Source organism: Variovorax sp. LG9.2, assembly GCF_035018885.1.
Lineage (GTDB): Bacteria > Pseudomonadota > Gammaproteobacteria > Burkholderiales > Burkholderiaceae_C > Variovorax.
The window spans coordinates 1-18,773 of the sequence record NZ_JASJXB010000035.1; the positions used below are offsets into that span (position 1 = coordinate 1).

18 protein-coding genes and 1 pseudogene are annotated in these 18,773 nt (G+C 65.3%); 4 read left to right on the top strand and 15 right to left on the bottom strand.

Translation table 11 applies throughout. From position 1 onward, the window contains the following. From QN413_RS23415 to QN413_RS23425, 3 genes and pseudogenes are all read left to right on the top strand, one after another. Positions 1-372 (top strand): IS3 family transposase (locus QN413_RS23415; protein ID WP_323498998.1); only part of this gene is annotated, 372 nt, incomplete at its 5' end. 19 nt (positions 373-391) lie between these two features. Further along, positions 392-712: pseudogene (locus QN413_RS23420) on the top strand (DJ-1/PfpI family protein); the annotation flags it as partial. Positions 713-745: 33 nt separating this feature from the next. After that, complete coding sequence (locus QN413_RS23425) at positions 746-1,144, top strand: ribbon-helix-helix domain-containing protein (protein WP_323498999.1); 399 nt, start codon at positions 746-748, stop codon at positions 1,142-1,144. A 750-nt stretch (positions 1,145-1,894) separates the two neighbouring features. Here QN413_RS23425 and fahA read toward each other — a convergent pair. From fahA to QN413_RS23450, 5 genes are read right to left on the bottom strand one after another with little or no spacing between them, the layout of a single operon-like run. Continuing rightward, positions 1,895-3,163, bottom strand: a complete 1,269-nt coding sequence (gene fahA, locus QN413_RS23430; protein WP_323499000.1) for a fumarylacetoacetase — start codon at positions 3,161-3,163, stop codon at positions 1,895-1,897. Continuing rightward, complete coding sequence (gene hmgA / locus QN413_RS23435) at positions 3,160-4,494, bottom strand: homogentisate 1,2-dioxygenase (RefSeq protein ID WP_323499001.1); 1,335 nt, start codon at positions 4,492-4,494, stop codon at positions 3,160-3,162. The genes fahA and hmgA overlap by 4 nt, the downstream gene beginning before the upstream one ends. Before the next feature lie 39 nt (positions 4,495-4,533). Beyond that, positions 4,534-4,749: a DUF2783 domain-containing protein gene (locus tag QN413_RS23440; RefSeq protein ID WP_323499002.1), complete on the bottom strand. Its 216-nt coding sequence runs from the start codon at positions 4,747-4,749 to the stop codon at positions 4,534-4,536. 13 nt (positions 4,750-4,762) lie between these two features. Then, positions 4,763-6,463: an FAD-dependent oxidoreductase gene (locus QN413_RS23445; RefSeq protein WP_323499003.1), complete on the bottom strand. Its 1,701-nt coding sequence runs from the start codon at positions 6,461-6,463 to the stop codon at positions 4,763-4,765. After that, positions 6,442-7,428 (bottom strand): MBL fold metallo-hydrolase, encoded by a 987-nt coding sequence (locus QN413_RS23450; protein ID WP_323499004.1) that lies wholly within the window; start codon positions 7,426-7,428, stop codon positions 6,442-6,444. The genes QN413_RS23445 and QN413_RS23450 overlap by 22 nt, the downstream gene beginning before the upstream one ends. A gap of 156 nt (positions 7,429-7,584) precedes the next feature. On the opposite strand from QN413_RS23450, the gene QN413_RS23455 reads away from it, so the two are divergent. Then, positions 7,585-8,412: an IclR family transcriptional regulator gene (locus QN413_RS23455; protein WP_323499005.1), complete on the top strand. Its 828-nt coding sequence runs from the start codon at positions 7,585-7,587 to the stop codon at positions 8,410-8,412. A 1-nt stretch (position 8,413) separates the two neighbouring features. Here the strand turns inward: QN413_RS23455 and QN413_RS23460 are convergent, their stop codons facing one another. The 10 genes from QN413_RS23460 to QN413_RS23505 all read right to left on the bottom strand — a co-directional run bounded on the left by QN413_RS23460 (position 8,414) and on the right by QN413_RS23505 (position 18,755). After that, positions 8,414-9,178, bottom strand: coding sequence for an SDR family NAD(P)-dependent oxidoreductase (locus QN413_RS23460; RefSeq protein WP_323499007.1), 765 nt, complete (start codon positions 9,176-9,178; stop codon positions 8,414-8,416). Further along, positions 9,165-10,166, bottom strand: a complete 1,002-nt coding sequence (locus QN413_RS23465) for an NAD(P)H-quinone oxidoreductase (RefSeq protein WP_323499008.1) — start codon at positions 10,164-10,166, stop codon at positions 9,165-9,167. Before QN413_RS23465 ends, QN413_RS23460 begins: the two co-directional genes overlap by 14 nt. Then, the gene (locus QN413_RS23470; RefSeq protein ID WP_323499009.1) at positions 10,163-11,218 is read right to left on the bottom strand and encodes a LacI family DNA-binding transcriptional regulator; all 1,056 of its coding nucleotides are present in this window, start codon (positions 11,216-11,218) and stop codon (positions 10,163-10,165) included. The genes QN413_RS23465 and QN413_RS23470 overlap by 4 nt, the downstream gene beginning before the upstream one ends. Positions 11,219-11,228: 10 nt before the next feature. Beyond that, entirely contained in the window at positions 11,229-12,824 is a 1,596-nt protein-coding gene (locus QN413_RS23475; protein ID WP_323499010.1) for a GMC family oxidoreductase, read from the bottom strand. Then, positions 12,821-13,666: a shikimate dehydrogenase gene (locus tag QN413_RS23480; RefSeq protein WP_323499011.1), complete on the bottom strand. Its 846-nt coding sequence runs from the start codon at positions 13,664-13,666 to the stop codon at positions 12,821-12,823. The genes QN413_RS23475 and QN413_RS23480 overlap by 4 nt, the downstream gene beginning before the upstream one ends. Before the next feature lie 15 nt (positions 13,667-13,681). Continuing rightward, complete coding sequence (locus tag QN413_RS23485) at positions 13,682-14,386, bottom strand: ABC transporter ATP-binding protein (protein ID WP_323499012.1); 705 nt, start codon at positions 14,384-14,386, stop codon at positions 13,682-13,684. Next, a complete protein-coding gene (locus QN413_RS23490; RefSeq protein WP_323499013.1) occupies positions 14,370-16,160 on the bottom strand; it encodes a branched-chain amino acid ABC transporter ATP-binding protein/permease in 1,791 nt (596 codons plus the stop codon). Before QN413_RS23490 ends, QN413_RS23485 begins: the two co-directional genes overlap by 17 nt. After that, positions 16,157-17,029, bottom strand: a complete 873-nt coding sequence (locus QN413_RS23495) for a branched-chain amino acid ABC transporter permease (RefSeq protein ID WP_323499014.1) — start codon at positions 17,027-17,029, stop codon at positions 16,157-16,159. Before QN413_RS23495 ends, QN413_RS23490 begins: the two co-directional genes overlap by 4 nt. Before the next feature lie 61 nt (positions 17,030-17,090). Continuing rightward, a complete protein-coding gene (locus tag QN413_RS23500) occupies positions 17,091-18,299 on the bottom strand; it encodes an ABC transporter substrate-binding protein (protein WP_323499015.1) in 1,209 nt (402 codons plus the stop codon). Positions 18,300-18,443: 144 nt separating this feature from the next. Further along, positions 18,444-18,755, bottom strand: coding sequence for an EthD family reductase (locus QN413_RS23505; protein WP_323499016.1), 312 nt, complete (start codon positions 18,753-18,755; stop codon positions 18,444-18,446). Positions 18,756-18,773: the final 18 nt, after the last annotated feature.

An 18,773-nucleotide genomic window follows, 5' to 3' on the forward strand; every position in this document is an offset into this window, starting at 1 on the left:
GATGCATTGCGCATGGCGTGGTTCAAGCGTCATCCGGGCAAGCAGGCCGGGCTGCTCTTCCACAGCGACAGGGGCAGCCAGTACGCCAGCCAGGCCTTCAGGGACGCACTCCAGGAGTACGGCATCACCGGCTCGATGAGTCGCAAAGGAAACTGCTGGGACAACGCATGCAGCGAGACGTTGTTCGGCTCGTTGAAGGTGGAGCGACTGCACGGCAAGCGATTCAAGACCAGACGCGAGGCGAAGGACGAAACCATCGACTGGCTGCTCTGGTACAACCGCGCTCGGCTGCATTCGACACTGGCCTACGTCAGCCCGATGCAGTTCGAGCAGGACTGGCTTGCCAATCAGCCACAGCAAGCCAATTCATGAACTCGGCTATGGGGTACGGATTCCGGGGGCAAGGTCATACCTCCGAATGAACGCGCGCGTCATCGAGATCACACGGCATTTCCTGTCGAGCGACAAGCCTATCGCCTCCGTCTGCCATGGCGCGCAGATACTGGCCGCCACCGGCATGATCACGGGCCGCAAGCTCAGCGCTTATCCGGCCTGCCAGGTCGAGGTGGAGCTTGCGGGCGCTGAGTACATGGGCATCGCAATCGACAGTGCCGTGACGGACGGCAATCTGGTGACGGCGCCGGCCTGGCCTGCGCACCCGGCGTGGATCGCCCAATTCTTGATCGTGCTCGGCACGCGCATCAGCCTGTAGCATTCCGACGGGTCACCCCGACAGGAGTCATCAATGTGCAAGATATTCATCAGCGCCGACCCCGCCAGTTATGAGAGCCGCACCGGATCCGTACGCCTGCATGGCGTAGTCACCAGCCTCAGGTTGGAGAACCTGCATTGGGCTGTGCTGGAAGAGATCGCTGGCCGCGATGGCATGACCGTGGCGCAGTTGATCGAAAGGCTTTACGACGAATTGGTGGTCGAACGCGACGCTGTCGGCAACTTCTCCTCCTTCCTGCGGGTCTGTGCACTGCGCTATGAGAACCCGATCGCCCATGGCCTCATCCCTCGAGACGCAACCATCCCGATCCGCTCCCTCGATGCAAACCGCGTGCTCGAAGGTCTGCCCCGCGCGTCGAGAGTGGTGGCGCCATCAGGCGAAGGCCTGCATCCCAAGCGGGCACTGAACTGAGCTTGTATTGTTCGAGCTGCACGGCAGAGGGTGGTCGAAAGCAAGTTTAATTGTCGTCGAGGGACCGCTTTCACACTGTGGCTCATGCGCTTCGGGTCGGAAGTACCAGTTCGCCGCCATCAGGAGCTGTTGTGCGCAGGACATCGTCGCCGAGTAGTTGATCGGCCAATCCCCCCGCAGGTGCCGAACGGCAAATTCTGAGTTACCGCGGACAGACGTTCATGGCGCCGGCCAAACTCAAGTATCGGCGCACGCGGCCATTCGGGAGGTCAATGGCCGACAGCATCCAGTCTGGTTCGGTCCGTTGACCGGTAAGCAATGGGATGAACGCCCCCACCCGTACCGGCATCGACGTGCCAAAGTGGCGGCGTTGATCAACCACTTGTGTTGCGGCCGGTCGTGATTCGAACCACTTACTGGGAATGTCGTTGACCCATCAGCCGGAATTGGTAATCATTGCCAGCATTGGGTTCGGGAGGTAACGGTATGGGTCAGCCCAATGCCGGCATATGGGTCAGATATGAGCCGGCGCCAACAACCATGCCCAGCTGCGACTCCGCAAGAAGGACAAGAGCGAAGTTCTCGCGGATAGATGGTTTAAAAATCAAGAGCCGGGTTGGGTTTCCTGGCATGACAACTACGTGTGTTACCGAACTGGCGATGACGGCGGAGTGATTCAGCTCCCGCCCATCTGGCTAGAAAGATGGTTTGCGAAGCTGCCTTGATGGCGCTTCGAGGAGCCGCCCCTTCTCACACAGCCAGCACCGTCCCGCGCACCTCACCCATCCCGATGCGCACCGCCCCGTCACGCTCGCACCAGCCGCGCAGCGTCAACGTGTCGCCGTCTTCCAGGAACGTTCGCTTCTCCCCATTCGGCAGCGTGATGGGTTGCTTGCCGCCCATCGTGAGTTCGAGCAGCGAACCGGCCTGATCGGGCTCGGGGCCCGACAGCGTGCCGGAGCCGAGCAGGTCGCCGGGCTGCAGGTTGCAGCCGTTCACCGTATGGTGCGCAACCAGTTGCGCGGCGGTCCAGTAGGCGGCCTGCGTGGTGTTGCCGAGCGTGAGACGCACCGGTGCGCCGCCGGCCTCACGCATGGCTGCGGTCTGCAGCAATACCTCGAGCGTGATGTCGAGCGCGCCCGCATCGCGGTTGGCTTGCGAATCGAGGTACGGCATCGGCTGCGGGTCGTCGGCCGGCCGCTCGAACTTCGCGCGGAACGGCGCAAGCGCGTCCATCGTCACCAGCCACGGCGACACGGTGCTGGCGAAATTCTTCGCCAGGAACGGGCCGAGCGGCTGGTATTCCCAAGCCTGCAGATCGCGCGCCGACCAGTCGTTGAACAGCGTCACGCCGAACAGGTGCTGCTCGGCCTCGCCCATGCCGATCGGCTCGCCCAGCGCATTACCCTGGCCGATGAAAAAGCCGAGCTCCAGTTCGTAATCGAGCCGCTTGCTCGGGCCGAACGACGGTTCGGCCGCATCGGGCGCCTTGGTCTGCCCTTGCGGCCGTTTGAACTGCTGGCCGCTGACGCCGATCGACGAACTGCGACCGTGGTACCCGATGGGCACCCATTTGTAGTTGGGCATCAGCGGCTGGTCCGGGCGGAACAGTTTTCCCACCGTGGTCGCGTGATGGATGCCTGTGTAGAAATCGGTGTAGTCGCCGATGCGGCAGGGCACGTGCATCGTGACCTGCGCAGGATTGACCAGCGCGTTTTCCCACTCCGACTGGCGCGCACTGCCCTTGGTCAGGCCTTGTGAAATAAGGGAGCGCAACGCGGCACGTTTTGCTGGTGTGGCGGCCATCAGCACGTTCATGTCGTCGGTGTCGATCAGCTTGGCCATGCGCAGATCGAGGATCTTGTCGCCGATGGCCACACCGATGCGCCGCTCGTGTCGCGGTGCGCGGCTGAAGGTGCCGAAAGGCAGGTTCTGTATTGGAAAATCGCAGCCCGTGTCGTTGGCCGATTCGACCCAGCTGCGGCGCTTCGGGTCGTGCGTTTCATTGATCGTGGTCATGACTTGAATTGGTCCTTGAGGCCAGCCCAGCAATCGGCATAGGCGTGGTCTAGCACCGGGCTCTGCATGGCCCACTGCGTCGGGATGAACCGAAAGCGGCTCTCGAACATGAAGGCCAGCGTGTTGTCGAGCTTCTGCGGTTTGAGGTCGGCGTGGCTGGCCTTGTCGAAGGCTTCTTCATCCGGGCCGTGCGGCACCATCATGTTGTGCAGGCTGGCGCCACCGGGCTTGAAACCGCCCGGCTTGGCGTCGTACTCACCGTAGACCAGCCCCATGAATTCGCTCATCAGGTTTCGGTGATACCACGGTGGTCTGAAGGTGTTTTCCATCACCAGCCAGCGCGGCGGAAAGATGACGAAGTCGCAGTTGGCCGTGCCGGGCGTGTCGCTCGGCGAGGTCAGCACGGTGAAGATCGATGGGTCGGGGTGGTCGAAGCTGATCGAGCCGATCGTCATGAAGTTGGCCGTGTCGTACTTGACCGGCGCCAGGTTGCCGTGCCACGCGACCACGTTGAAGGGCGACTGCTTCATGGGTGCGCGCCAGAAGCGGCCACCGTATTTCTTGACGATCTCGTAGGCGCCGCCTGCGTCTTCGAAGGCTGCGACGGGCGTCAGAAAGTCACGCGCGTTCGCGAGTCCGTTCGAGCCGATCGGGCCCAGCTCGGGCAAGCGGAACTGCGCGCCGTAGTTCTCGCAGACGTAGCCGCGCGACGGACCCGCGCCAGCCTCCGAATCCGGCAACGCAACCTTGAACACCACGCCGCGCGGCAGCACCGCGATCTCGCCGGGCTTGACTTCCAGCACGCCGAGTTCGGACGTGATGACCAGTCGGCCCTGCTGCGGCACCAGAAGCATCTCGCCATCGGCGTTGACGAAGGCGCGACGGTCCATCGACCGGCCGGCCAGGTAGACGTGCGCGGCGACGCCGCTCTGCGCCTCGGCATCGCCGTTGGCGGCCAGCGTGTGCATGCCGTCGACGAAGTCGGCGGTGGCGGCACTGCCCGCGCCGGTTGCGGTGTCGAATGGGATCGCGCCCCAGCGCATGGGCTCCGGCGGCAGCGCGATGCTGCGGTCGCCCCCCGTGGTCCACACCGGCTGCTCATAAGGCGCATAGCGGCCGGACACTACGGAGGGCTGGCGGCGGTAGACCCAGGTCCGCCGGTTCTCGTGGCGGGGCGCGGTGAAAGCGGTGCCGGAAATCAGCTCCGGGTAGAGATCGAACGGCGCGCGCTGCGGGCTGTTGCGATGCTGCGGCAGCGCGCCGGCAACGGCTTCTGTCGCGTACTCGTTGGCGAAGCCGGATTGATAGGAAAGGATGTCTGTGCTTGTCATGGAATGTCTCGACGAGGGGTCGATATGAACAGAATTTTCTCAGGCCTGCCGCGCCGTGGTCAGCGCCTGGCGCAGCACCGCCATCGATCCGATGTGGTTGGCGAGCACCAGCACCAGACGGGCGTTGAGTGCGTGGCTTTGTTCGGTGTTGAAGCCTTGATGCGCTTCGATGAGCGCTTCGTAGAAATCATCGGGCGCTTCGAGATTGGGCGTGGTGACGAGAGGGGCTGAAGTTGTGTTCGATGGGCTGGACATGACAGGTTCCTTTTCAGCCACGCGCAAGGGCACGGTCGAGCGCTGCTCGGATCGCTCGCGCATCCGGTTGCCGCCATCGCGCGCACACATGCTGGTCGGGACGCAGCAAATAGACAGTGCCGGCTTGTGCGTCGTAGCGCTGCGTGGCGAGGGCATGCGCATCGTCGAGCGGCACCTGAAAGACTGCGACCTGCACATCGGCAGCGGACGCACCCTCTGCAACAGCACTCGCGCTTCGGTCGGCGGCGGCGCCATCGCCGAACACCAGCGCTGCGAAGTTGCCGGTGCCGACGGCGCGCAGCAACCATCCGGGCTCGCCTACTCTGACGCGTGACGCCAGCGGCGCATCAGCCGCCACGGCACCCGGCACCATGCGCCCTTCGAACCCATCGCCCTGCACGTCCGCGGTGTTGAGTGGCGACGCATGCAATGTCGCCGGCACCGACAAGCGCCCGCTGTTCACCAACGTGCGCGCGAACGGTTGCGTCTTGGCGAGTTGCAGCACGGCATCGCGAAACAGCCGGCTCACTTCGCTCTTGGGCGTGATGAAGTCGGTGGCGCGGGTCGAGTTGAGGATGTTCTCGTCGGCAGCCGCTTCGCGCTCGTCGGCGTAACTGTCGATCAGCGAATCGCTCGCGTGACCCCGCAGCACCGCAACCAGCTTCCAAGCCAGGTTCTCCGCGTCCTGCACGCCCGAGTTGGCACCGCGCGCACCGAAGGGCGACACGCCATGCGCAGAGTCGCCGGCGAACAGCACGCGGCCGTGCCGAAAGCGCGCCATGCGTAAACAAGAGAAGGTGTAGACGCTGGCCCATTCGAGCTCGAAGGGCGCGTCTTTCATGGCCGAGTTGGCGAGCAGCGCCTGCACGCGCGGAATGATGTTTTCCGGCTTCTTCTCTTCCTCCGGGTCGGCGTCCCAGCCGAGCTGGAAATCGATGCGCCAGACGTTGTCGGGCTGCATGTGCAACAGCACGCTCTGATTCGGATGGAACGCCGGATCGAACCAGAACCAGCGCTCAGCCGGCCGGTCGAGCTTCATCTTGACGTCGGCGATGAGGAAGCGGTCCTTGAAAGTTCGGCCCTGCGCCTCTTGCCCGACGAGTTGCCGCAGCGTCGAGCGTGATCCGTCGCACGCAGCCACGTGATCGGCCGCGATGCGGTAGTCGCCCTCGGGTGTCTCGATGGTCAGCACCGCATGCTCGTCGAACTGCGCGATGGCCTTGACCTTGCTGCGCCAGCGGATGTCGATGAGAGGCAATGCGGCGGCACGCTCCGCCAGAAAGCCTTCGACGTAGTACTGCTGCAGGTTGATGAAGGCCGGGCGCTCGTGGCCGGGTTCCGGCTGCAGGTCGAATTCGTAGACCTGCTCGTCCTTGAAGAAGACACGACCCAGCTTCCACGACACACCCTTGACGACCATGCGGTCGCCGCAACCGAGCCGGTCGAAAATTTCAAGCGTGCGCTTGGCAAAGCAGATCGCTCGGGAACCCGTCGAAAGGCGATCGTCGTTGTCGAGCAGTACGACCGGAATACGCTGCTGCGCCAGGTCGATCGCCAGTGCGAGCCCGACCGGGCCGGCACCGACGACGACGACCGGATGACGCGCTGGCGAAGCTGCGTCCTTAGCGGCGTCTTGATCCGGATGTCGAACGTAGTCGAATACTTGCCGCTGATAGTCGACCGGCGCCACGGTCAGCCCTCCAACGTATTCCACATCTCCACATCCCGCTCCGCAGTCCAGATGCGCGGATGGTCGTAGCCAGTGGCTTCGTCGTAGGCCCGTGTCACGTCGAACGGCATGCAGTGATCGAAGATCACCCAGTGGCCGTAGGTCGGGCGCAAGGCGGCCATCGTTTCCTTGTAGATGGTGTTCAGGTTCTTGCCGGCGGCCACGCCGTTGTTGACCATCGTGTAGACGTCGGAGATGAAGGCGCGGGTGGAGGCAATGGCCTTCTTGACGTCGAAGGCGTTCTCCAGCGCGGCGCCGCGGCCGGGCACGAGCTTCTCGAAGCCGTAGGCCGACAGGTGGTCCAGCGTGGTGGGCCAGTCCCTGAAGTAGCAGTCGCCGGCGTAGGCGGTGCTCTGGTACTCGACCAGGTCGCCGGCAAAGCAGATCTTCTGGTCTTCCAGGTAGGCGATGGTGTCGCCCTTGGTGTGGCCGCGGCCGATCTGGGCGATCTTGACTTCGAGCTTCTTGCCGAGCCAGACGCTCATGGTGCCGTCGAAGGTCATGGTCGGCCAAGTGAGGCCGGGCGGCATGGATTCGACGTTGCGAAACAGGCGCGGGAAGCGGCCGATTTCGCTGGCTTTGTCTTGTTCGCCGCGCTCGACGATGAGGTCGTAGGTGTCGCGGCTGGCGATGATCTGCTCGGCGCCTTCCTTGAAGTAGGCGGAGGCACCGAGCACGCGCACCGCGTGGTAGTGGCTCAAGAGCACGTACTTGATGGGCAGCGGGGTGATCTCGCGGATGCGGCGGATGACGTCTTGCGCCATGCCGGGAGTGGCTTGCGTGTCGACGACCATGACGGCTTCGTCGCCGATGAAGATGCCGGTGTTGGGGTCGCCTTCGGCGGTGTAGGCGTAGGCGTTCTCGGAGAGGCGGGTGAAGCTGACGGTTTTCTCGGCGAGGTCGGCCTGGCTGGCGAAGACTTTGGGGGGGGTGTTCGTGGGTTGGGTCATGGTGCGTGTCTCCGGTTTGTCGCGGGCGCATGCCGCGGCGGTTCGATCTTCGATTCGTCTAAAAAGAATACGTTCGCTCTGTGCGAATCATCGAGTCTAGGATGCCGATCAGTTAATGTCTAACTCTTTTCACATGAACGAACTTGCCACGCGCCCATGACCATCGACATCGACCGCACGCAACGCGGCATCCAGAGCATCGAAGTCGGCGGCCAGTTGCTGCGCGCGCTGGTGCACAACGGCCGGCCGATGGCGCTCAAAGACCTCGCCCGCGAAGCCGAAATGAGCGCCGCCAAGGCGCATCCGTACATGGTCAGCTTCGGGCGGCTCGGGCTCATCGAGCAAGACGCCATCAGCGGTCACTATCTGCTCGGTCCGCTCGCTTTGCAACTGGGGTTGATCGGGTTGCAGCAGGCCAATCCGGTGCAGATCGCGACGCCGCTGATCGATGCATTGGCACAGCGCATCGGCCAGACGGTCGCGATCGCGGTGTGGGGCGATCGCGGCGCGACCATCGTGCGCATTGCGGAGTCGCCAGCGGCGGTGCACGTCGCCATGCGGCACGGCACGGTGTTCTCGCTGACCGACACGGCGTCTGGCCGGCTCTTCGGCGCCTACCTGGATGCGGCCATCGTGAAGCAGCAGCTCGAGGCCGCCCGCGCGCGTCGCAAGCTGCGCGACCGCGAAGGGGCGGCCAAGGTTGTCGGCATGCCGCCGCAGCCGCCTGTGCCGGCATGGAAAGACTTTGAAGTGCAGCTCGACGAAGTTCGGCGCCACGGCATCAGCCGCTCGGAAGGCGAGATCGTGCCGGGCGTCAATGCGATGTCGGCGCCGGTGTTCGACCACACGGGTGCGATCAAGTTGGCCATCACCGCCATCGGTGCGGCCGGCATCTTCGACAGCCGCTGGAACGGCGAACTGGCGAAGGCGCTCAAGGCGTGCGCCGACGCGGTGTCGCAGCGGCTGGGTGCGCCGCGGCGCTGAATCAGGTCATCAGCCAGCCGCCGGCGACATCGATGACCTGGCCCGTCACGAATGCGGCGTCCGGGGACGTGAGATAGCAACACACATCGGCGACCTCGGACGGTTCGCCCAGGCGCTGCAGCGGCGTCACATCGATCACGGCATTGTTGGTGGCATCGGAGACGGTGCGGACCAGCGGCGTGGCAATGCGCCCCGGCGCGAGGGCATTGACGGTGATCCCGTGAGGCCCGAGTTCGCCGGCGAGGTGACGGGTAAAGCCGATCAAGGCCGATTTCGTCGCACTGTAGTGGCACGCCACGATATCGCCCAGGTAAGCCTTGGCGGCAACCGAAGACATCGACACGATCCGCCCGTAGCGCCGATCGATCATGCCGCCGGTCACCAGGCGCGAGAAGTTGAAGGCGCCGTTCAAGTTGACGCCGACCACGCGCTGCCACTCGGCCGGGTCCATGCGATGCACCGGCACCGGCTTGCCCTCGTGCTTGGGCGAGATGCCTGCGTTGTTGATCAAGATGTCGATCGGGCCGAGCACCGATTCGATCTCATGCTGCGCCTGCTCGCAACTCGCGTAGTCGGCCACGTCGGCCGCCGCGAAGTGTGCGCGGCACCCGCGGCTGCGCAGCTCGGCCACTTGACGCTCTCCTGCCTCGCTGTTGAAATCGACGATGCCCACGGCGGCACCTTCGGCGAGATAGCGCTCGACGAGCGCAGCCCCGATGCCGCCGCTTCCGCCAGTGACGAGCACGACGCGGTCAGCGTGCCGCATCGGCACCCTCTTTCACCACCAGCATGATCTTGCCGATGTGCCGGCTGCTCTCCATCAGCTGGTGCGCCTCGACCGCGCGGGCGAGCGGAAACACCGCGTGGATGACGGGCAGGCAGCGTCCCTGCTCGAGCACCGGCCAGACCTTCTCGCGCAGTCTCGACACGATGGCCGCCTTCTGCTCGGCGGTGCGCGCACGCAGCGTCGAGCCGGTCAGCGTGAGACGCCTCAGCATCACCGGGGTCGCGTCGAAGTCGAAGCGGCTGCCCTCCAGGAACGCCAGCTGCACCAGGCAGCCTTCGAGCGCCAGGCTCGCGATGTTGCGCACGATGTAAGGCGCACCGACCATGTCAATGATGATGTCGACGCCCTGGCCTGCGGTCTCTTCTGCCACCACGACAGCGAAGTCTTCTTCGCGGTAGTTGATGGCGCGGCGCGCTCCCGCGGCCACGCAGGCCTGCGCCTTCTCCGCGTTGCCGACGGTCGTGTAGACGGTGGCGCCGAACTCGCGGGCCAGCTGGATCGCGGTGAGGCCGATGCCGCTCGAGCCGCCGTGGACCAGGACCGACTGGCCCGACGCGAGCCGCGCGCGATCGAAAAGATTGGCCCACACGGTCAGGTACGTTTCCGGCAGTGCCGCGCCCTGCAGCAGGCTGAGGCCCTGCGGCACCGGCAGGCAGTGCCGCGCATCGGCGACGCAATAGTCCGCATAGCCGCCGCCGGGTGTCAGTGCGCAGACGCGATCGCCCACGCGCCAGGCATCGACGCCGTCGCCCGTCGCCGCGATCACGCCCGCGACTTCGAGCCCCAAGTAGGGCGAAGCGCCTTTGGGCGGCGGATAGTTGCCCGAGCGCTGCAGCACGTCCGGCCGGTTGACGCCGGCCACGTGCACTTCGATCAGCACCTCGCCCGGCCCGGGGATGGGGCGCTCGTCGTCGACCAGTTGCATCACGTCGGCATTGCCGCCTGCACCATGCACTATTCGTTTCATGTCTTGTTCTCCTGTTCGGTTGTGGGTGGATTCGATTCGTTCCGCGTGAGGTCCTTGAGACTCTCGCGCAGCGTCAACGTCGTCTTCAAGGCGCCCGTTTCGCCCAGCGCACGGCCTTCGATCAGGGCGACGATGCGTTCGGCCGACAGGCGTCCAACCTCCGACGTCGGCACGCGCAGGGTCGTGAGCCGCGGCTCCACGAGGCTGGCAAGTTCGATGTCGTCGGAGCCGGTGATCGAGAGCGTGTCGGGCACCCGGACGCCGCGGTCGCGGCACTCGCCGATGGCGCCCACGGCCTGGATGTCGGTGCCGCAGATCAACGCCGTCGGCCGGTCGGATGTGCCGAAGAGTCGGGCGATGGCACTGCGCCCGCCCTCGAAGGTGAAAGGGGTTTGGACGATCCAGTCTTCCCGCAGTGCGAGTCCGTGCGCCTTCAGCGCAGCGCGTGTTCCCTGGATGCGTGCGCGCACCCGTTCGTTTCCCTCGGCGATGCCCGGACACAGCGCGATGCGCGTGTGGCCGCGCTCCGCCACGAGGCTCGCCATGCGTTGTGCGCCGTCCAGATAGGAGAAGCCCACGCATTGCCCCGGCTTTGTCTCGTCGACGGCGAAGCTCAACACGCAGGGCAGCCCGTGCTGGCGCTGCAGTTCGTACACGCCGTCGGCATGGTCGGTGCCGACCAGCACGATGCCGTCGACGCCGCGCTCGACGATCGTGCGCAGCAGATCGACCTCGCGTGCCGGTTCATAGTCGTGGCTCGCGACGAGCACCTGATAGCCGAGGCCCCACAGCCTCTGCTGCAGCGACTGGATCGAGGCCGCGAAGATGGGGTTGTCGAGCGTCGGATAGATGGCCGCGATCGTCTTCGTGCGGCGCGATGCCAGCGCTTGCGCCGCGCCGTTGCGCACGTAGCCAAGTTGCGACACCGCACGCTGGACGCGTTCGAGCGTGTCGGGACGCACCTCGCGCGGCACCGAGAGCGCGCGCGACGCGCTGCCGAGCGAGACGCCGGCCAGGCGTGCGACGTCTTCGAGCGTGGCGCGGCTCTTCATGGCGATTCGTTCATCGCGGCCGGTCCGCCAGGATCATGTCAGCGCCCCTCTCGGCCACCATCATCACGGCGGCCTGGACGTTGCCCGACACGATCTTCGGCATGACCGATGCATCGACCACGCGCAAGCCCTGCACGCCGTTGACGCGCAACCGCGAATCGACCACCGCGAGCGCATCGCTGCCCATGCGGCAGGTGCCGATCGGGTGGTAGATCGTCTGTCCGTTCTGCCGTGCGAAGTCCAGCCATTCCGCATCGTCGTGAACCGCATCGCCGGGACCGGTTTCGTGCGAGATGTAGTGCGCCATCGCAGGCTGCGCGACGATGCGGCGCGCCAATTTCATGGCTTCGACGAGGCATTCCTGATCGACAGCGCTGTCGAGAAAATTCGGCCGGATCGCGGGCTGCGTTTGCGGATCGGGCGATGTCGCGTGCACGCTGCCGACCGATTCGGGTCGCAGCTGGCTCACGCCGATGGTCATGCCCGGCTCGCGATCGAGGATGCGCTCGGCCGCGTTGGCGTAGCTCGCATGCATGAAAAAAAACTGCGCGTCCGGACGCGCCATGTCGGGCCGGGTCTTCACGAAACCGTGCACGAGCCCGGTGCCAAGCGTCAGGATGCCGCGCCGCTGCACGTAGTAGCGGACGACTTCGCGCACCAGCCGCCAGCCGCGCGACATCTCGTTCAGCGTCACGGCATTTCGAACGCGCCAGTTCATGCGCGTGGCGTAGTGATCGATGTAGTTCTCGCCGACGCCGGGCGCGTCCATGCGCACTGCGATCCCGAGCGGGCCGAGCACGTCTTTGCGACCGATGCCCGACAGTTCGAGCAGCTGGGGCGATTGAAAAGCACCGGCCGCGACGATAACTTCCAGCTGTGCATCGACCGAAATTTCCTGCCCGCCCTGCCGATAGACGACCCCGACGCAGCGCGTGCCTTCGATGCGCAGGCGTTGTACGTGCGCGTCCGTCTCGACGACGAGGTTCGATCGGTGCCGCACGGGTGCGAGGTAAGCGTCGTACGCGCTCCAGCGCCTGCCTTTGTGCTGGTTGACCTGGTAGTAGCCGAAGCCTTCCTGGTCGTCGCCGTTGTAGTCGGCGTTCATCGGCTGGCCGTCTTCCGCGGCGGCGGCGAGGAAGCTTTCCGCGATCGGGAAGCGCTCGCTCACACGCTCGAGTCGCAGCGGGCCTTCCTTGCCGCGCAGCGCAGCGCCCACGGCGTAGTTCTCCAGCTTGCGGAAGTAGGGTTCGATGTCCTGGTAGCCCCAGCCGGCCGCACCTGCGCGCGCCCAGTCGTCGTAGTCCTCGCGCTGGCCGCGCACGTAGATCATCCCGTTGATGAGCGTAGAGCCGCCCAGGCCGCGGCCGCGTGGCACCGAGATGCGGCGCTCGTGGGTATTGGCTTCGGCCTCGGTCTTGAAGAGCCAGTTGTAGCGCTTGTCGACCAGCAACTTGCTGAAGCCCGCGGGTATCGCGATCCAGCGGCTCGCCGGTTCCCCGCCCGCCTCCAGTAGCAGCACGCGCTGCTTGCCGTCTGCGCTCAGCCGGTTGGCCAGCACGCAGCCAGCAGCGCCACCCCCGACGATCACATAGTCGAAGGGTTTCACGCTGGCGCTCCGGCGCGCGCAGCGACCGCCGGCATCGGCTGGTCGAGCATGAAGGCCGCCATGTGGCGAATCTGGCTCGCGAGCATCGGCGCGCCTTCGTGCACGCGGCAGCCGCGGGCGCGGGCGGCCGCCAGCAAGGCGGTCTCCGCCGGGTCCATGATGATTTCGGCGACGATCTGTTTCGCGTCGAGCCGCGTCGCATCGAACGGCAGCGCATCGCCGGGGCGCAGACCGAGCGAGGTCGCGTTGACCACGATGTCGTGGCCCGCCGGGTCGGAAGTACCGACCGAGACCTCGATGGCGGGGTGCGCCTCGCGAAGCCGCCCGACCAGGCTCACCGCCCTGTCGACACTGCGATTGGCGACCGTGATGCGAGCCACGCCGGCCTGCACCAGCGCGAACGCGATAGCGCTCGCGGCACCGCCGGCGCCCGCGAGATAGACGCTACGGCCTGCCGGGTCGATGCCCGCGCCGCGCAGCCCATCGACGAAGCCGATGCCGTCGAGCATGGCGCCACGCAGCCGCCCATCGGGCATCCGATGCACGACGTTGACAGCGCCGATCTGCCGCGCCTCGTCGCTCACTTCATCGCACAGCGCGACCGCACTGGTCTTGTGCGGCACCGTGACCACGCAACCGAAAAAGTTCTGCATGCCGCGCAAGGCGTTCATCACCCGGGGCAGGTCGACCTCACTCACATGCAACGGCACCATCACCGCATCGATGCCGTGCGCGCGCACCAGTTCGTTGATTCGCTGCGGCGTCTTCACATGGTGAATCGGGTCGGCCACGATCGCCAGAAAGCGCGTGTGACCCGTGATCTCGAACGGACTCGAAGTCATGGTGCAAGGTGTCGGTCAATGGCCAAGATAGGCCTTGCGGATATGCGGGTTCACCAGGAGATCCTTGCCGGTGCCGGACAGCACCACCTCGCCGTTCTCAAGCACGTAGCCACGGTCGGCGAGCTGCAAGGTGTGAAAGACGTTTTGTTCCACCAGCAGCACGGTGGTTCCCTGGTCGGCCACCTTGCGAACGATCTCGAACATCTGTTCCACCAGCAACGGCGAAAGGCCCAGCGAAGGCTCGTCGAAGATCAAGAGGCGCGGGCCGGCCATCATGCCGCGCGCGATGGCGACCATCTGTTGCTCGCCGCCCGAGAGCGAGACGGCGAGTTGCTTCAATCGCTCCTTGACCCTGGGAAACAGCACCAGCAGTTCTTCCAGTTTCTGCGGATAGGTATCGCGTGCCGATTTCTTGAACGCGCCCATGCGCAGGTTTTCTTCCACCGTCAGGAAAGGAAAGAGCTGCCGACCCTCGGGAATCATCGTCACGCCGAGTTCGACGATCTCGTGCGGCTGGCGCGCGCTGAGCGCAACGCCGTCGAGTTCGATGCTGCCGGCGGTGGCGCGCACGATGCCGCAGAGGGTTCGCAACGTCGTCGTCTTGCCGGCGCCGTTGGCGCCGACGATGGTGACGATCTCGCCTTGTTTCACATCGAAAGAGATGCCGCGCAGCACTTCGCTCTTGCCGTAGCCGGCCCGCAAATCACGAACCTTCAGCATGGGTGTAGCCCTTTCCGAGGTATGCCTGGATGACCTCGACATCGTTGGCGACTTCCGCGGGCAGGCCTTCCTTGAGCACCTTGCCCAGATGAATGACGACGATGCGGTCGGACAGCGCCATCGTGGCCTGCATCAGGTGCTCGATCATCAGTACAGACACGCCCGCGTCGCGGATGCGCCGGATCATCACGATGGCCCGCGCGACGTCCGACGGGTTGAGTCCGGCGAGCACCTCGTCGAGCAGCAGCACGCGCGGGGATGTGGCCAGCGCGCGCGCGATCTCCAGCCGCTTCATGCCGCCGACGGTGAGGCTTCTGGCTTCGGTGTCGAGCAGCGGGGTCAGCTCGGTCAGTTCGGCGACGGAGCGTGCCAGGGCCTCGGCTTCGTCGCGCCCCTTGGTGCGCATGAAGGCGCCGAGCAGCAGGTTCTCCAGCACCGACAGGCCGGCGAACGGCTGCACGATCTGGAAGGTGCGGCCGACGCCCGCGCGCGCAAAGCTTTCGGGGCTGTGCGGGGCTGACCACGCACCCGCGGCATCGCGGATCGTCACCGTGCCGCCATCGGGCCGCAGGAAGCCGGAGAGCTGGTTGAAGACAGTCGTCTTGCCGGCGCCGTTGGGCCCGATCACCCCGAGGATCTCGCCCTCGTGCAGCGTCAGCGTCACCTTGTCGGTCGCCTTCAGGCCGCCGAAGCGCTTCTCGATGTTGTCGGCCTTGAGGATCGGCTGGCCGACGCTCGCCGTGTCGCGCGCGACCACCGGCAACGGCGCCACCTCGACGCGCCGGGCTCTCGCGAAGTTCGGTAGCTTCTCTATCCATCGGCCCACGCGAGGGCCGAGCTGGCCGACCAGTCCGCGCGGAAAGAACAGCACCACCACCACCAGCACGACACCGTAGACGAAGCCATGCGTGCCGTTGCCGAAGGCGCTCAACCAGCCACGCGCCAATTCGGCGATCGGCAGCACGATGACCGCGCCGAGCACCGGACCCGCCACGGTGCCGAGACCACCGATGAGCGCGAACATCGCCACCTGGATCGACAGCTCCAGCGAGAACGCCGACGACGGCTCGATGAAGGTCAGGTACATGCCGTGGAAGCTGCCCACCAAGCTGGTGAGCACGGCCGAGATCACGGCGGCCGCGATCTTCACCTTGACCGGATTGATGCCGATCGCACGCGCTGCGTCTTCGCGTTCGCGCACCGCGATGAGGTAGTAGCCGAAGCGCGAGTGACGAATCGCATGGCAGATGCCGAGCACCCCGATCAGGAAGCCGAACGCGACCAGGAGGTAGGCCCACTTCTCGCGAAAGATCATCCACTTCAGCCCGATCTGCAGCGGCACGTTGATCCCGCCCGCGCCGTGCGTCCAGGCTTCTTCATGGTTGACCAGGAGCCGCGCGACTTCGAGAAAGGCGATCGACGCTAGCGAGAAGAAGGGCCCGCGCAGGCGCAGCGTGGGGTAGGCGATCACCAGCGCGACGACGGCCGAAACCGCGACCCCCGCGAACATGCCGATCCACGGCGAAATACCGAAGTTCAGCACCAGCAGGCCGGCCGCGTAGCTGCCAATGCCGTAGTACACCGCGTGCCCAAGCGACAACTGGCCGGCGAACCCGCCCACGATGTTCCAGGCCGAGGCCAGCGCCGCGAACACGCACACCTGGATCGCCAGGTGAATGACGAAAGGCGACTGCGTCGCGATGGGCAACAGCAACAGCGCGGCAAGCGCCAGGTAGGCGACGTACCCCCGCGGGGCCAACAGATTGGGCATCATTCGGAACCTTCGCCGAGGCCGAACAGCCCGGTCGGCCGCACGATCAAGATCACCAGGAAAATCACGAAGTAGACGACCTCCTTGAGGTCGGGGCCGACATAGAACCCCGCCAGGCTGTCGATCAGGCCGATGAACATCGAACCGATCACCGCGCCGGGCAGGCTGCCCATGCCGCCGAGCACGACGATCACGAAAGCGGTCAGCACGAAGTAGCTGCCGACCGTCGGGAACACCGGGTATTGCAGGGACAGCAGGCACGCGGCGATGCCGACGAGCGCCGAGCCGATGCCGAACGCCAGCACGTAGGTCTTGTTGACATCGACGCCCATCAGCGCCGCGGCGGTCCGGTTCTGCGCCAGCGCCCTGAACGCGCGGCCGGTGTAGGTCCGCGTAAGGTAGAAGTGCATCGCCACCGCTACGGCGATCGCAACCACGAAGGTGACGACCTGGCCACTGACGAACGTCAGCGGGCCGAGGCTCAGGTTCTGGTTACCGAATGCGAACTCGACCTTGCGGATGTCGGCACCGAACAGCAGCAGTCCCAGGTTGAGCAGCGCCGTCGAGACGCCGACGGTCGCGAAGACCTGGATGTGCGCGTCGGCCGAGAGCAGCGGCTGGATCACGTAACGCTGCATCGCGGCGCCGACCAGGAACAGGAAGACGATGACGATAGGAACCGCGAGGTAAGGGTGCAGGCCGAGGCGGCTGGCACAGAGCCATGCCACGTACATGCCGACCATCAGGAATTCGCCGTGCGCGAAGTTCACGACGCGCACGACGCCGAAGATCAGCGTCAGACCGATGCTGATGATGGCGAAGGCCCCGCCGAGCAGCAGGCCGTTCACCACCAGCTGGAGCAGCAATGACATGGGAACTCCCTGTGCGCGGGAGAGCCCCGCGCGATGGATGGCTAGTCGCCTGAAAAGCGACTCAGGGTGCCGCGATGGGCTTGGCGTTGGCCACGTCTTCGGGATATACCGTGGCGAGCTTGCCCTGCTGCCACTGCATCAGGTTGAGCGTCGCGGCCGTGTTCTGGCCTGTCTCATTGAACTGCACGCCCCAGCCAGCCGCCGTGCTGCCGACCGGGGCGCGATAGGCCATCGCCGCATCGCGAATCTTGTCCTTGTCGGTCGACTTGGCACGTGCCAGCACTTCAAGCATCGCCTTCGCGCCGACGTAGTTCGCGAGGCTGTGACCCGAGCGGGGCGCCGACGAGAACTTCTTCTGGTAAGCCGCGACGAACTCGGGCAGGCCGGGTGCGCCCGCCGGGTTCATCGTGATCTGCGGGAAGTCGACGTCGTACACGCCTTCGATCGGTGCGCCCACCGCCTGCGCGGTGTCGGTCAACGAATGACCGCCGCCGCCACCGATCACCGCGCGCGGCTTGTAGCCCGCAGCGGCCGCCTGGCGGAAGAACAGGACCGCGTCGTTTTGGTAGGCGGTGTGCAACACGACATCGGCGCCCGCGCCCTTGAGGCGCAGGATCACCGAAGACAAGTCGACCGTCTTGGAAGAGTAGGCCTGCACCTCGACGACGGGAATGCCGAGGCGTGCAGCGCCTTCCTTTTGGGCTGCGGCCACAAGCGAGCCGTAAGGGCCGTCCTCGTGAATGATCGCGAGCTTGAGGGTCTTGGGATCGACTTTCAGCATGGGCGCGACCACCTTGACCAGCGCCTCGAGCGTGCGGTCGCCGATGTTCTTAGCGGTGGGGTTCACGCGAAACAGGTACTTGAAACCGCGGCCCGTGATCGTGTCGGCGGTGGCGCCGAGTTCGAAGTACGGGACGCCCGCCAACTCGGTGACTTGCGTGGCCGCCTGCGAGATGCCCGATGCATAGCTGCCGAAGACGGCGACGACGTTTTCGACCGATGTCAGCCGCCGCGCTTCACCCACGGCTTGGCTCGCATCGACCGCATCGGCCTTCACCAGCGTGATCTGCCGACCGTTGATGCCGCCGGCGGCATTGCGTTCGTCGACCGCGAGTTGCACACCCCGATAGCTCTCGTCGCCCAGCAGGGCAAGGCCGCCGCTGAACGGATAGAGCGCTCCGAGCTTGAGTTCCTGGGCATGGGCCGGCGCGCCCACCAGTGCGACCGCGATACCGACGCCCGCCACGACACGGCGCAGAGCTTTGAACATGGTTTGTCTCCAAGTGGTTTTGAGTGCGATGAAACGCTTCAGACCCACCGGATCGAACTGTCCGGCTATGGGGCGATGAACGTGAAAAAGTCTAGTTTGAAGCGCTTCATTTAAATATCCGGGTTGACCCGCGGTGCCGCGGATCTAGGCGCGCACCTGCGAGATCTGCGTCACCGGCTTCAGGTTGGTGTAGTTCGCGACATCGTTGCGGATGTCCTTCGCGTGCGGCGAAAACGCAGCGTAGAACGCATCGGTCGACTCGAAGTACATGTGCACCGCAGCCACGAACGAAGGCCGGCTGCCCGGTGCCGGGCCCGACACGCCTTCGTCGATCTCGACCTTCTTCAAGGCATCGCCGAGCATCTTCTGGATCATCGTCACATGCTTGTCGGCGTAGTAGTTCATGTCGAAGGTGCTGCCTTCGTCGTTGGGATAGAGGACGCTTACTTTGATCATGCGAATTACCTTTCGAGG

Bases quoted from the DNA above. Each gene is read 5' to 3' on its own strand.
- QN413_RS23490 (WP_323499013.1), bottom strand. From the start codon at position 16,160: ATGATGCCCAATCTGTTGGCCCCGCGGGGGTACGTCGCCTACCTGGCG.
- QN413_RS23455 (WP_323499005.1), top strand. From the start codon at position 7,585: ATGACCATCGACATCGACCGCACGCAACGCGGCATCCAGAGCATCGAA.
- QN413_RS23500 (WP_323499015.1), bottom strand. From the start codon at position 18,299: ATGTTCAAAGCTCTGCGCCGTGTCGTGGCGGGCGTCGGTATCGCGGTC.
- QN413_RS23465 (WP_323499008.1), bottom strand. From the start codon at position 10,166: ATGAAACGAATAGTGCATGGTGCAGGCGGCAATGCCGACGTGATGCAA.
- QN413_RS23495 (WP_323499014.1), bottom strand. From the start codon at position 17,029: ATGTCATTGCTGCTCCAGCTGGTGGTGAACGGCCTGCTGCTCGGCGGG.
- QN413_RS23425 (WP_323498999.1), top strand. From the start codon at position 746: ATGTGCAAGATATTCATCAGCGCCGACCCCGCCAGTTATGAGAGCCGC.
- QN413_RS23450 (WP_323499004.1), bottom strand. From the start codon at position 7,428: ATGACCCAACCCACGAACACCCCCCCCAAAGTCTTCGCCAGCCAGGCC.
- QN413_RS23440 (WP_323499002.1), bottom strand. From the start codon at position 4,749: ATGTCCAGCCCATCGAACACAACTTCAGCCCCTCTCGTCACCACGCCC.
- QN413_RS23460 (WP_323499007.1), bottom strand. From the start codon at position 9,178: ATGCGGCACGCTGACCGCGTCGTGCTCGTCACTGGCGGAAGCGGCGGC.
- QN413_RS23480 (WP_323499011.1), bottom strand. From the start codon at position 13,666: ATGACTTCGAGTCCGTTCGAGATCACGGGTCACACGCGCTTTCTGGCG.
- QN413_RS23470 (WP_323499009.1), bottom strand. From the start codon at position 11,218: ATGAAGAGCCGCGCCACGCTCGAAGACGTCGCACGCCTGGCCGGCGTC.
- QN413_RS23505 (WP_323499016.1), bottom strand. From the start codon at position 18,755: ATGATCAAAGTAAGCGTCCTCTATCCCAACGACGAAGGCAGCACCTTC.
- QN413_RS23485 (WP_323499012.1), bottom strand. From the start codon at position 14,386: ATGCTGAAGGTTCGTGATTTGCGGGCCGGCTACGGCAAGAGCGAAGTG.
- fahA (WP_323499000.1), bottom strand. From the start codon at position 3,163: ATGACCACGATCAATGAAACGCACGACCCGAAGCGCCGCAGCTGGGTC.
- hmgA (WP_323499001.1), bottom strand. From the start codon at position 4,494: ATGACAAGCACAGACATCCTTTCCTATCAATCCGGCTTCGCCAACGAG.